The sequence below is a fragment of the Pseudidiomarina gelatinasegens genome, from assembly GCF_004025325.1.
Lineage (GTDB): Bacteria > Pseudomonadota > Gammaproteobacteria > Enterobacterales > Alteromonadaceae > Pseudidiomarina > Pseudidiomarina gelatinasegens.
In genome coordinates, this window is the sequence record NZ_RSFE01000003.1 from 191,770 (window position 1) to 205,524 (window position 13,755).

11 protein-coding genes are annotated in these 13,755 nt (G+C 47.4%); 3 read left to right on the forward strand and 8 right to left on the reverse strand.

Annotation, left to right across the window (positions count from 1 at the left end):
• The first annotated feature begins 4 nt into the window (after positions 1–4).
• A complete protein-coding gene (gene argE / locus EGC76_RS05150) occupies positions 5–1,162 on the forward strand; it encodes an acetylornithine deacetylase (RefSeq protein WP_128351940.1) in 1,158 nt (385 codons plus the stop codon).
• On the opposite strand, the gene rnhB is transcribed toward argE, so the two are convergent.
• Entirely contained in the window at positions 1,140–1,727 is a 588-nt protein-coding gene (rnhB, locus tag EGC76_RS05155; protein WP_220445660.1) for a ribonuclease HII, read from the reverse strand. The genes argE and rnhB overlap by 23 nt on opposite strands.
• A gap of 76 nt (positions 1,728–1,803) precedes the next feature.
• On the opposite strand from rnhB, the gene EGC76_RS05160 reads away from it, so the two are divergent.
• Both EGC76_RS05160 and EGC76_RS05165 read left to right on the forward strand, forming a co-directional pair.
• A complete protein-coding gene (locus tag EGC76_RS05160) occupies positions 1,804–3,351 on the forward strand; it encodes an AbgT family transporter (protein WP_128351942.1) in 1,548 nt (515 codons plus the stop codon).
• A gap of 4 nt (positions 3,352–3,355) precedes the next feature.
• Positions 3,356–4,141 carry an SDR family oxidoreductase gene (locus tag EGC76_RS05165; protein ID WP_128351943.1) on the forward strand — a complete coding sequence of 262 codons (786 nt, stop codon included), beginning with the start codon at positions 3,356–3,358 and terminating at the stop codon, positions 4,139–4,141.
• Between the two features lie 13 nt (positions 4,142–4,154).
• Here EGC76_RS05165 and EGC76_RS05170 read toward each other — a convergent pair whose 3' ends face one another.
• From EGC76_RS05170 to EGC76_RS05200, 7 genes are all read right to left on the reverse strand, one after another.
• Positions 4,155–7,130, reverse strand: coding sequence for a ligand-binding sensor domain-containing diguanylate cyclase (locus tag EGC76_RS05170; protein WP_128351944.1), 2,976 nt, complete (start codon positions 7,128–7,130; stop codon positions 4,155–4,157).
• Between the two features lie 17 nt (positions 7,131–7,147).
• Complete coding sequence (locus EGC76_RS05175) at positions 7,148–7,927, reverse strand: EAL domain-containing protein (protein ID WP_128351945.1); 780 nt, start codon at positions 7,925–7,927, stop codon at positions 7,148–7,150.
• A 140-nt stretch (positions 7,928–8,067) separates the two neighbouring features.
• Positions 8,068–9,657: a dihydrolipoyllysine-residue acetyltransferase gene (locus tag EGC76_RS05180; protein WP_128351946.1), complete on the reverse strand. Its 1,590-nt coding sequence runs from the start codon at positions 9,655–9,657 to the stop codon at positions 8,068–8,070.
• 12 nt (positions 9,658–9,669) lie between these two features.
• Positions 9,670–10,647 (reverse strand): alpha-ketoacid dehydrogenase subunit beta, encoded by a 978-nt coding sequence (locus EGC76_RS05185; protein WP_128351947.1) that lies wholly within the window; start codon positions 10,645–10,647, stop codon positions 9,670–9,672.
• The gene (locus tag EGC76_RS05190; RefSeq protein WP_128351948.1) at positions 10,647–11,846 is read right to left on the reverse strand and encodes a thiamine pyrophosphate-dependent dehydrogenase E1 component subunit alpha; all 1,200 of its coding nucleotides are present in this window, start codon (positions 11,844–11,846) and stop codon (positions 10,647–10,649) included. The genes EGC76_RS05185 and EGC76_RS05190 overlap by 1 nt, the downstream gene beginning before the upstream one ends.
• Before the next feature lie 85 nt (positions 11,847–11,931).
• Positions 11,932–12,987: a succinylglutamate desuccinylase gene (astE, locus tag EGC76_RS05195; RefSeq protein WP_246013906.1), complete on the reverse strand. Its 1,056-nt coding sequence runs from the start codon at positions 12,985–12,987 to the stop codon at positions 11,932–11,934.
• Positions 12,984–13,715 (reverse strand): DUF599 domain-containing protein, encoded by a 732-nt coding sequence (locus tag EGC76_RS05200; protein WP_128351949.1) that lies wholly within the window; start codon positions 13,713–13,715, stop codon positions 12,984–12,986. The genes astE and EGC76_RS05200 overlap by 4 nt, the downstream gene beginning before the upstream one ends.
• Positions 13,716–13,755 lie beyond the last annotated feature (40 nt).

Consider the following 13,755-nt stretch of genomic DNA (forward strand, 5'->3'; position numbering starts at 1 on the left):
TGTGATGCCACAGCTACCTAGTTTTATCCAAATGTATCGCGATTTAGTCGCGACCCCTTCTGTTTCGTGCTTAGACCCCAGCTGGGATACCAGCAATAAAGCAGTTATTGAAAAGCTTGCTGGATGGCTGGAAAGTCTCGGGTTTCAAATTGACGTGCATGAACTCGACCGTCAGCCGGGTAAATACAATCTGCTTGCGCACTATGTGCCAGACGGTATAACCGAGGGCGGTTTATTGCTATCGGGTCACACCGACACCGTACCATGGGATGAAGGCCGCTGGACACACGACCCATTTAAGCTACGCGAAGACAACGGCCGCTTGTATGGCCTAGGCACCGCCGACATGAAGGGCTTTTTCGCGTTTGTGATTGAAGCGCTACGCAGTATCGACCTGCGCACGTTAAAAAAGCCTCTGTATATTTTGGCCACTGCGGATGAAGAAACAACCATGGCCGGCGCCCGCGAGCTTGATGCCTTTGGTCACCTTAAACCTGATTTTGCAATCATTGGCGAGCCCACATCAATGACCCCCGTGGTCATGCACAAGGGCCATCTAACCGAGTCAATTCGCGTTACCGGCAAGTCTGGACACAGCTCAAACCCAGCTGCAGGTATTAATGCGATTGAGGTTATGCATGATGTCATTACGCAACTGCGCAGTGTACAAAACGATTTCCGTAAGCGTTATCAGGATGATTCATTCGAAGTGCCCTACCCAACACTTAACTTCGGCGCAATTCACGGTGGTGATGCCGCCAACAGAATCTGCGCATGCTGCGAACTGCATCTCGACATGCGCCCGTTGCCAGGAATGAACATCGACGAACTCTATGGCGTGATTGACGAGCGCTTAACTGAAGTGAAAGCGAAATACCCTGGCGCTATCTGTTTAGAACATATGCATGAGCCCATTCCTGGCTATCGCTGTGACCCTGAGTCTGAAATTGTACAGTTGGCCCAAGGGTTAACGGGTAATCCTCCAGAGCCTGCCAATTACTGCACCGAAGCGCCTTTCGTGCAGGCCTTAGGTTGCCAAACCATCATTATGGGCCCGGGCAATATTGCTCAAGCCCATCAACCTGATGAGTTTATTCAAATCGATGAAATTGCACCGGCTCAAAACCAACTGCGCGATCTTATTCGTTCGGTGTGCTTGTAGCGGCTAATAACCGCGCAACTGGCCCGAAACTTTTGCGGTGAATACTGCAAGGCCCATGAATTTGCAAAGCTTCTAAGTGGGCTTTGGTTGGGTATGCTTTATGTTTGGCGAAGTCATAAGCGGGATACAAGGCATGCCATTCAAACATTTGCCGATCACGCTCAACCTTGGCCAAGATCGATGCAGCACCAATACAGGCTTCTAACGCATCACCGCCCACAATCGCTTCGGCAGGCACGCTTAAGTTCGGTAGCTTGTTGCCATCCACTAAAACTTTACTGGGTGCAACAGGCAAAGCTTCTACCGCACGTTTCATCGCCAACAATGAGGCCTGCAGAATATTTATCTGGTCAATTTCGTCCGCATCACATTGCGCAATCGACCAATACAGCGCCTTTTCTTTAATTTCCAGACTCAACGCTTCACGCTTTTTCTCTGAAAGTTTTTTCGAATCCGTTATGCCCTCAATAGGTTGAGCTGGGTCTAAAATCACTGCTGCTGCAACCACCGGACCGGCTATAGGCCCCCGCCCTGCTTCATCTGTTCCACAAATCATCTGTTTCATCTTGTAGTTGTTGTGTATTGTTACCTTATGATACTTTCGTCTTAATCATAATAACAATACAACAAAAGGTTTCCTCATGAGTGGTTCGCAAGAATCGTCCACTTTGCTTAATCGCATACTCGACAAAGTCGAGAAAGTGGGTAATAAACTTCCTGATCCAGCGGTGATGTTTTTTGGTCTTCTAATTATCGTCTGGATATTCAGCTTTTTACTATCTGGCGTTCAATTTGATGCTATACACCCGTTAACCGGCGAAAATGTTGGTATCAATAACCTACTTGCTGGCGATGAAATGGCCGACTTCTTGGCCAACATGGTGGGCACCTTTATGGGGTTTGCACCACTTGGCGTGGTACTAGTTGCCATGCTTGGTGTTGGTGTGGCTGAGCGCAGTGGCTTTATTAATGTCGCCATTAAGCTCATGTTGAATGTCACCCCTAAATTGTTACTAACGCCGGTACTTATTTTGGTTGCCATTGTTAGTCACACCGCTGTCGATGCCGGCTACGTGCTGGTTATTCCATTGGGTGGCGTTATATTCTTTGCCGCTGGCAGACATCCTTTGGCGGGTATCGCGGCTGCATTCGCTGGTGTATCGGGTGGATTTAGTGCCAACTTTGTACCATCAGCAATCGACCCGTTACTGCAAGGATTTACGCAAAGCGCCGCACAAATTCTTGACCCGGCCATTCAACTCAATCCGCTTAATAACTATTTCTTCACTGCGGCCTCTTCAATTGTGGTTGTGTTAGTTGGTTGGTACTTAACTGACCGTGTCATTGAGCCACGTTTGCAGAAAAATGCCACCATTGACGGTGACCAAGAAGATATGCCGGTGCTTGACGACGTGACACCACGTGACCGCAAAGCATTCTATGCGGGCGTATTGACCATGGTTGTTGGCTTGGTTGCGCTGTATTTTGCTGCAACGACTGAAAACACTCCGTTGGCTGACCCCACCGGTGAACTAGCATCGTTTACAGCACCTCTGATGCAAATGATTGTGCCGTTAATTTTCCTGTTGTTTATTATTCCAGGTATTGTGCACGGCTTCATTTCAGGCAGCTTCAAGAATTCACAAGACGTGATTGGCGCAATGACCAAGTCGATGTCAGATATGTCGTACTACATGGTTATGGCTTTCTTCTGTGCCCTGTTTATTAAAGCTTTTGGTGATTCAAACCTCGGCACCTTGCTGTCGATTAAGGGCGCACAGTTCTTGAGCTCGTTGCAATTAACTGGCGGCGTAACCATGGTTGGCATGATCATTCTCGTTGCCTTTATTAACCTATTCGTTGGTTCGGCCTCAGCAAAATGGGCGCTTATCTCACCAATTTTCGTACCTATGCTTATGCAACTCGGTTATTCACCTGATTTAACTCAAGCGGCCTACCGTGTCGGTGATTCCATCAGTAATATTATTACGCCATTGTTGCCTTACTTCCCTCTGGTGGTGCTGTATTGCCAGCGGTATGTAAAAGGCACTGGTATTGGTTCGTTGGTCGCAATGATGTTGCCATTTACCTTTAGCTTGTTAATTATTTGGTCAGCATTTTTGATTATCTACTGGATGATTGGTATTCCGTTGGGCTTCCAATCAAACTACATGTATCCAGCAGGTTAATTTAATGACCTACTTTCAAGGTAAAACCGTATGGTTAACCGGTGCCTCCTCGGGCATCGGTTTAGCCATGGCCCAGCAGCTTGCTGCTGCTGGTGCACATTTAATTCTCACTTCACGCAGAAGCGACGCTTTAGAGCAGGTGCGCAAAGAACTTGCTCACCCAGAACGTCATCAGGTTTTGGCGCTCGATTTAAGTCAGCCTGAACTGGCTGCACAAACCGCCGGACAAGCCTTAGGCGATCAAGTCATCGATATCTTGATCAACAATGCAGGTGTATCGCAGCGCTCGCTTATTCTAGACACCGACATGACAGTTTATCGTCAATTAATGGAAATCGATTATTTCGGTGTCATTGCACTAACCAAATTGGTGCTACCACGCATGGTAGAACGCCGAGCTGGGCAGATTGTTACGGTCTCTAGTGTAGCTGGCAAGGTTGGTACTAAACTGCGTAGCGGGTATAACGGTGCGAAATTTGGTGTTATTGGCTTTATGGATGCCTTACGCGCTGAGATGACCCAATATGGGTTGATTGTCACCTCCATTTTACCGGGATTCATCAACACCCAAGTTGCTCACAACTCGCTAACTGGTGACGGTTCGGCTTTAGGGCACGAAGACCCAGATAATGCAGGCGGTATTTCTGCAGAAGAGTGCGCCCGTAAATCACTTGAAGCTATTGCCAAAGGTAAAGCTGAAGTGGTGGTGGGTTCCGGGATGTCAAAACTTGCACCATTTTTGCAACGATTTTTCCCCGGTTTAGTTCGTAAGATTATTGCTAACCGCTAACTCGCCTCAGCACTCAACTCTCGCCGTAGCCACGAACAATACGGTTACGGCCCTTACTTTTCGCTTCATAAAGAGCCCGATCGGCCTGTTTAAGTAGTTGTGCTGCACTTATGTTCGGTAATAAGGCCGTTATGCCAATGCTAACCGTAACACGTGCATTGGAGTCCACCTTATCAAAGCGCATTGCCTCAATTCCTAAGCGAATACGTTCAACCACTTGACTTGCTTCTTCCATCGCGGTTTGCGGGAAGATGATTGCAAATTCTTCACCGCCCCATCGTGCCACATGGTCAACTTCGCGCACAGAGTCTGCGATGAATAAAGCCACTTGCTTCAAAATAATATCCCCACCGGCATGCAAGAAACGATCATTAATTTGTTTGAAAAAGTCCAGGTCAAGCAAGGCTATGGTTAACGGTGTATTGTGTCGCGCACTATTTTGCACTTCGCGTGCGAGTTGCTGATCGAAAGCTCGCCGGTTTGCCAGGCCTGTTAATGAGTCTTGTAATGCCAACGCTTCCAATTCTTTGGTTTGTTCTCGTACCATCGCCTGCAAACGTGCGCGTGTGTTCTTTAAACTGCGAATGCGAATATGCACCACAGTGCTCGTTAACGTAATCATTGCGAGAACCGAGATAAACCAGAACCAAGGCTTCTGATAAAAATAGGCGGCTTTAGTAAATTTAAAATCCGTTGCGGCCGACCAATCTCCGCCGGGATAACGGGTGCGCACTGAAAAAGTGTATTGCCCTGGCGGTAGCGCCGTATATTCAGTTTGCAGGGTATCTCCGCGGTCAATCCAGCGCTGATCAAAGCCTATCATCCGCACCTGATATTCAATATGCTCGGGCATGTGATACCCCAAGCCCACATATTGGAAGCCTATACGGGTATTCCCTGGGGCTAGCGTGTCATTCCACGCTAGCGTTCCGGTATCTGAAGTCACCGATTCGATAACTGCTACAGGCGATTCAACTGCGTGTTCTTCAACCAGCTCAGGGTTTACCTTAATGGCTCCCATTGCGGATGCAAACCAGATGTGACCGTTGCTATCAATCGTGGACGCAGGCCCACCTGTGGTTAACTGCCGACTAATCATACCGTCAGCTTCAGTAAATAACTTATAGTTCACCCGCTCTAGCTCTTGGTTTAACCAAGCACTTAACTCACCGTCGGATATGCGCAGTACACCGCGAGAACCACCCAACCAGAGATTGTTGTCGGCATCAAAGTCGATCGTAAAATGCTTATCGAAGGGTAAGCCTTGGTCGCGGGACAGCCAACGCCAGTCGTCCTCTTCCATCGAGCGTGTAATCACGCCATGAGCGGTTGCCAACCATATTCGGTTGGCATGAAAAGTGCCCGCGAAAATATTGCGCGCATCGGTGAACAATGCAAGATCAATAGGTTCAGGCTGCCAGCTGGCGGCGCCTTCTAACGGTGCAAAGTAGCTTAACGCATTGGTTGAGCCTACCCATAATCCGCCATCGCTGTCTTCGGTGATAGACGTCACAAAATCTGATGCCATACCATCGGCTTTGGTATAGCGTTTTACAACCCGCAACGAATTTGCTGTTTCTTCTGCAACGTAAAGCCCGTCAGGGGTTCCCACTAAAATGTAGGGGCTATTTGTTAGAGGCTTAACCACACGAATCTCGTTACTAATTAAGCCATTTTTACGACTTAACTGGGCCGTGACATTACCGTCTGTAAGTTGCAAAACCCCTTCTGTATAAGAGCCGACATAAACAACCGATCTGCTCGTACTTGCAGGAACAATACTCAATACCGAAAGCGCCTCTAACACTGGGTTACCGCTTACAGGTTCAAAGCCATTTGTTGTTTGTCGGCTAAGCCCATCATTTGTGCCGACCCAAATATTACCTTCAGCATCTGTATTGACCGACCGCACATACGCGCCATGTAATCCGTGATTTGGTGTAAAGCTGGTAAATAGCGCTTTTCGTAACTGGGCAAAGCCACCGTGTGTCGATACCCAAATATTGTCTTCACGATCACGGAAGATATCCAATACGTGCGAATTAGGCAGACCGTCCTGAAGGCTTATCCATTCTTGTGTTGTATTACAAATGCGCCCTAAGCCGTACTCAAAGGTCCCCACCCATAAACATCCGTCAGATCCTTCTTTAATTTCGGTAATCGGCCCACGAATAGGTTGTGGCCAAACATTGAAGTCCTGTTCCAAGGGGCGTCGATAGAACAAGCCGTCGTCGCTTGCAACTAACATCACACCATTCGAAATCATTCGTATGGCACGTACCTGCGAGCTTGGAATAGATCGCTCTTGAATAAACCGGTCAGTTTCTGCATCCCAGTACGCCAAACCTTCGCGCGTGCCGACCCAAATTGTAGGCCCTCGATGCTCGGTTTGCTCTGAACGATACAGACGAAACGCTGCAACATCGGGTAAACCATCAGCGACCGTATAATGCCGGTGATTTCCATCAGCACTAACACGATAAACACCCGCTCCAGTTGCTGCCCACATTTGATTATTGCTATCAATAACGGTTTCAAAAACGTATGCCGAACCCACCTTATAGGGCTGCCAGGTGTCGCCGTCAAAGGTCACTAAGCCCCCGCGAGGGCCTGCTACAATGATATCGTTGGTATTCGGATTAATGGTAATATCAAGAGCACCAGCTTCAGGCATTTTGGTTTCATCGATGTCGTCAAATACCGTAAAATCACGGCCGTTGTAACGAACAGGACCTTCCCAAGTCGCCAGCCATAAATACCCTTCTTCGGACTGGGTAATACGATTTACCGAGTTGTGTGGTAAGCCATCGCGCGTTGTCCATGAGCGCAACGCATATTCGTTCAAAGGTTTTTCGGGGGTGGGGCGAGCGAGTATATCGTTTACGTTTTGAGCAAACGACTCCGGATTAAAAAACAGGCAATAGAACGCAATAACTGCATACGTTGAAGTAGGCCATCTAAACCAAGTTAATGCGCTAGTCACTGCCATATTTTTATAATTATAGGTTAGTCACATTCAGCTAGAAGTTTCTCAAAAGGCACTGCAGCTAACGCCTCGAGCTCTGGCTTGGCAAAATAATAGCCTTGGAATAAATTCAAGCCAAGACCCCGTAAACACTTCAGTTCTTCTTTTGTTTCTACGCCTTCGGCGAGCACTTGAGTGCCTTGTAAGTGACACTGCTGCATGACTTCGACAATAACATCTTGCTTCGCTGGATGCTGCTCAATATCTCGGACCAGCGCCATGTCTAGCTTTAATATATCCGGCCTCAAGTCAGTTAACCAGTCGAGCCGGGCAAAACCGGAACCGTAATCATCAATAGCAGTTTTGAATCCACGTTTAGCGTAGCTGCTAAAAATGTCCTGCAAATGGTCTTTATCCAGTATTTGTTCGCTTTCAGTAACCTCGAAAACTAGCTTGGTCATGTCAAAATGATATAAATCAGCTGCTTCAATAGTCGCTTTAATACAGGTTTCAGGATTATAAACAGCATTGGGTAAGAAATTGATATTTAAATACGTGTCACAGCCTAAGCGGGCTGCCGTTTCAATCGCTTTAACCCGGCAAGCTTGGTCAAAGTAATAACGATTATCTTCGTTGATACGCTCAAATACCCAACCTGCGCCTTCACCTTCTGGTCCGCGAACTAAAGCTTCATATGAGATAACCCGTCTTTTATCCCAATCAACGATGGGTTGGAACGCCATGCGAATTTCAAAACCAAGTGACTGTCCACTGAGGCAGTCCATACAAGTTTGCTGTTTGATTGAATCCGGAAAATCCATGTGTTACCTGTCTTGATATTTTAACCAGTATTCAATTATCGACAATAAGACGCAAGTCTTTAGTCAACATATTCAATAAAAACACAAAAAAAAAGGTCAGCAGCGCTGACCTTTTTTTACAATGAATAACCAACCTAAAATTAACTCATATGCACTAACATGCTAGTTGGGTCTTCCAAGAACTCTTGCCACAGTTTATTGAAGCGCGCAATGGTGCCACCATCAATGATGCGATGGTCACCTGACCAGCTTGCAGTCATCATTTTACGCGCCACAACATTACCTTGCGCATCAAAACGCGGCAGTTCTTGTACTTTGCCCAGCGCAACTATCGCAGCTTCCGGTTTGTTGATAATCGGCGTAGCAACCGTTCCGCCAATAACACCGATATTTGAGATGGAAATTGTTCCACCCTTCATATCTTCCTGGGCAACACGCCCTTCACGAGCCGCTTGCGTTAACCGCGTCACTTCCTGGGCTACCTCAATGATGCTCTTGTTTTGTACCTGTTTTACATTAGGTACCAACAATCCAATTTTGGTATCAACTGCCATACCAATATTGTGGTCATCAAAGTACGTAATTTCAGTGCAATCATCATTAACCTGCGCGTTCATAACAGGGAATTCTTTGAGTGCCAACGATAACGCTTTGATAAAGAACGGCATCATGGTGATACGAATTCCCTTATCGGCATAGCGTTCTTTCAATTGCTTCTGCAGCGCAATAACGTTGGTTAAGTCGAATTCGTCAGCATATGTAAAGTGCGGAATCGTGCTCACCGACTTCATCATTTGCTTCGCCATGGCGGCTTTCACGCCACGAATCGGTTCCACACGGGTATTGCCCGTTGCAGGCGTGGTGCTCGCCGCAGCGGTTGATTCTGCTTTACGCGTTGCGGTTTCGCTGGATTGATCGCCACTGGCAAAAGCTTCAACGTCTTCTTTCATGACGCGGCCTTTGGCTCCAGATCCTGCCACCTTGCTCAAGTCAACGTCCAACTCGCGCGCACGGCGACGCACGGCTGGGCTAGCAATGGCCTTACCCTGACGCGCAGGCTCAGGCGCTTCTGACGTGCCTGCTGCTGGTTTGCTAACCGAGGTTTCAGATGAATCCTGTTTGGCGCTTACAGCGTCAGCAGACGACGTATCTGAGCTCGCTCCGCCCGCTACTCGAACTGCAAACAACGGCTCATGCACTTTGGCAATGTCACCTTGCTTGTAATAAAGCTTTTCAACCACACCTGTTTCTTTGGCTGGAATTTGCACCAAAGCTTTATCGGTCATCACATCGACAACGGCCTGATCTTCTTCAATGGTGTCGCCTTCTTTTACCTGCCACTCAACAATTTCACATTCAACAATACCCTCGCCAATGTCTGGCAGAATAAAGTCAGTAACTGTTGAGCCAGAGCCTTCAGTTTCAGCTTCTGGTTGCTCTTTTTTCGCAGTTTCTTTCGCGCCTTCAGTAGCGGCAGTACCCGCGTCGTCATTGCCAGAGTCAATTGCAAATAATGGCTCATGCACCTTGGCAATGTCACCTTTTGCATAGTACAACTTAGCGACAACACCATCTTCTTTCGCTGGAATCTGCACCAACGCTTTGTCGGTCATGACATCAACTACGGCTTGGTCTTCCTTAATGGTGTCGCCTTCTTTGACCAACCACTCGACGATTTCGCATTCGACAATACCTTCGCCGATGTCTGGTAAGATAAAATCTTTACTCATGTCATGGGCCTCTTAATAGGTCATCGAAGCTTTAATCGCTTCGTAAACTTTCAGGTGATCAACAAAATATTCTTTTTCGTGACTTAATGGATACGGAGTATCTAAGCCGCACACCCGAGCAATAGGTGACTCAAGGTACAAGAAGCACTCTTCTTGAATTGTTGAAGCCACTTCGCTGGCGAAACCAGCGGTAATTGGCGCTTCTTGGGTAACAACTAAACGCCCAGTTTTGCGCACAGATTCTGCAACGGTTTCAACATCCCACGGTAAAATACTGACGAGATCGATAATTTCACAATCAATACCGTCTTTCGCGGCGAGCTCAGCTGCTTTTTCAGCCATTTCAACCTGAGCACCCCACGCCAGCAAGGTAATATCTTTACCTTCTTTAACGATATCGGCTTTACCAAGTTCTAACGTGTATTCTTCTTCTGGAACTTCGCCAACCGATGCACGGTAAAGGCGTTTTGGCTCCATAAATAGCACCGGGTTTTTATCAAAAATTGCACTGAGCAATAACCCTTTTGCCATGTATGGGTTACGAGGCATGACAATTTTAAGGCCTGGCGTATGCGCAAAGTAAGCTTCTGGTGACTGCGAATGATAGTGACCACCGGCAATACCACCGCCGTACGGTGTACGAATCGTCAAACCACCTACGTTAAATTCGTTACCTGAGCGGTAACGGAACTTTGCTGACTCGTTTACGATTTGGTCAAACGCAGGGAAGATATAATCGCCGAACTGAATTTCAGCAATGGCATAGCTGCCTTGCGAAGCCAACCCATTGGCAAAGCCAATAATGCCTTGCTCAACTAGCGGCGTATTGAAGTTACGATGGCGACCATACCTTTCGGTCAACCCTGACGTAGCTCGAAATACACCACCAAAGGAACCGGTATCTTCACCAAAGCTGTAAACTTTTTCACTTTTTGCCATCGCAATATCAAGTGCATTATTGATGGCTTGTAACAGGTTCATCTTGGCCATTACTTCTCACCTCCGTCAATACGCGACGCTGTTTTCGGATAAGCATCCGGATATTTGCGAATATGCGCTTTAAGCGCCTCAAGTTGTTGCTTGAGGTGTTTCGGAGGCGTGTCGTATACGTCATTGATAATTTCATCAATATGCGGCACAGGAACCGTTTCCGCTGACTTCAAAGCTGCCAATACGGCTGCTTTTTTACTGTCATAATTTTCTTGCGCTTGCTCTTCCGTAATCCACTCTTGTTTCTGCAACCACTTTTGGAAGCGGACAACAGGATCTTTTGCACGCCACTCATCTTCTTCTTCACGAGTACGGTAACCGGTTGGGTCGTCTGACGTAGAATGCCCTGCCATACGGTAGCTCATGCCTTCAATTAGCACTGGCTCATTCTCTTCAACAGCCAGTTTACGTGCCAACAACGTAGCTTGATAAACCGCAAACAAGTCGTTGCCATCAACGCGAATCGTTTTCATGCCATAGGCAACGCCGCGCGGAGCAATGCCGTCGCCAGCATATTGCTCGCCTTGCGAAGGCGTAGAGATTGCATAGCCGTTATTACGGCAGAAGAATATTGCTGGAACCTTATAAACTGCTGCCATGTTTAATGCAGCGTGGAAGTCGCCCTCTGAGGCGGCGCCTTCACCGAAATAGCAAATGGTGCATTTACCTGACTTTTCCATTTTCTGGCCATATGCGTAGCCAGTCGCTTGTGGAATTTGCGTTGCCAAAGGTGATGCAATGGTCATGAAGTTTAAGTCCGCACAACCATAATGCACTGGCATCTGACGGCCTTTGCCGAGGTCGCGTTCGTTCGAGAACAACTGGTTCATGAACTGCTCAACCGTGAAACCACGGAATGCTAACGCGCCTTGTTCACGATATTGGCCCATGATCATGTCGCCATCATCAAGTGCTGCAGCAGAGCCAATGCTCGCCGCTTCTTCACCGAGTGAAGACAAATAGAAGCTAATACGCCCTTGGCGCTGCGCTGCAATCATGCGCTCGTCAAGAATGCGGATAAATTGCATCGTGTCGAAAATCTTTAACGCTAACTCTTTGTCCATTGCTGGAGCTTCAGCGCCTTTACGAATCGTGCCATCCTCTGCGAGGATTTGGAACATTGGAATTTTCAACGCCGAACCGTCTAAAAATTCCGGTTTGGTCACGATGTCCAACTGATGTTGTTTATCTTTCGCCATAACTTTCTCGTTCTAAGAAAAATTGCGCACACTTTACCTTCACGTCAACTGACATGCAAACAGCGTGCATCATAAAAACACAAAATCAGACCAGTTCTAATTTATCGATTGGCACCGGAACAACAGTTAACAAAGCACGTTGTCCAATTGCCACATCGGCATTTGGAAATATAATCCGCTCGCCCGCCTGTTCAACCCTATATTCGGTGTCACCATCGGTTGCTAGCAGGTAACCTTGCTCAAACTCCGTGAAGTTCGCAACATCATCCGGGAAGTTTAAACGAAAGTTTTGTTGAGTCCGATCAATGGTGCGGCACACATCGTACACGTGATGACGTGCCCCATTAAATGCCGGTAGTTCAAGTTCATTTGTACTAATAAGTTTACGGAACATAGCGTCAGCAGTGGCAAATCGCGTCATATCATTTTCACCAAACGGACGAACCTTTCCTAACTCAACTGTAAACGCATCTGCATTGTGCGCGCGGACACTGTAATAACTGAATGTTGTCGTCGGAGCTTGATTCAACAATATCGTGTCGATACCGCTTTGCGCCAAAAAGGTTAATTGCTCTTTTTTGTATGGCGCACCATGGGTAAATGGGTAAACCGCAAATTTTTCATGAGCAGAGTCGCGAATCGCCGTATGAAGATCATAATGGAATCGTTGCTTTTGCTTATAAAAACGCGTTACGTACTGCTCAAGCTTTTCCGCGCGCTGATGCTCTGGCGTGGTGCCTTTGTGGTGCGCTCCGCTAAACAGTCGATTCATATTTATGTCGACAAAACGGGTGCCATTTACAATGGCTGCGGGGTTTGCAATGAGGAATAACGTGCGCTGTTTAACCTGCAATGTGCCTGCAAAAATGTCATGCAACATATCACGGACCATTTCAATTGGCGCCGTCTCGTCACCATGCACAGCGCAGGAAATAATCACGTCCTTACCTTGTGGCTCGTCCGGCTCAATCACCACAACACCAGCATCCCAAAATTCGGCATGCCCGCCAATAACTGGCTGCTCAGCGCCTATGAGAGATTCACCTTCGTAGGGGCCTAAAACGGGTGGCAGATCATTAAGTTGCTGACCTAATTCGTTAAAATATGTGGCGATTGTCCACTTCAATACATCAAGTGTCACTGCGAATCTCCGTTTTCTTTAATTGGACCTGGCTCCCACCCTTTCGTGGCAAGCAATGCACGTAAAACCTTTGAACGGTATTCACGGCGATACAGCACGAGAACTACAATTGCGGTGGAGCAAATAAACAGATACGGATGAATGAACCAACAGAAAAAGGCCAAAGCGAAATAGTAAGCGCGCAAGCCATTATTGTACTCATGCCCTGCTTGATCGATTACTTTGGCCGTCTGCCGCGCGAACACTTCGCGTTGCTCATCATCAAAGTCAGTTGACCGGTATTGGGGGGCAGCCCCCATAAGCACTGAAACAAAGCCAAACTGACGAATAGACCAAGTGAATTTGAAAAAAGCAAAAACAAACATCAACGCCAACACTGCTAGCTTAAACTGCACTTTGTCAGGCGATGTATCAGCTGTATAAGGAATAGAACGAAGCACTTCCACAACTTTATCGGCTGACGCCAGAAGCGTTAGCACACCGGCTAACACCAGTACGGTAGACGATGCAAAGAACGTTACTGTGCGCTCCACATTGCCTAATAGAGCAGCATCCGCAATTTGATGTTCTTTGCGCGTTAACGTACGCATCCAGTCGATACGAAGTTGGCGCAAGATATGGGATAGACTATAGGTAGAACGGGCTCGGATTCGAGCAAACTGCGTGTAGGTGAACCACACAGTCACGAAAAACACTAATGCGACAATGTCGATGAGCGCCAAATTCATGCATGACCTTCCTATGCATACAAGGCTAGCAGCACAATTG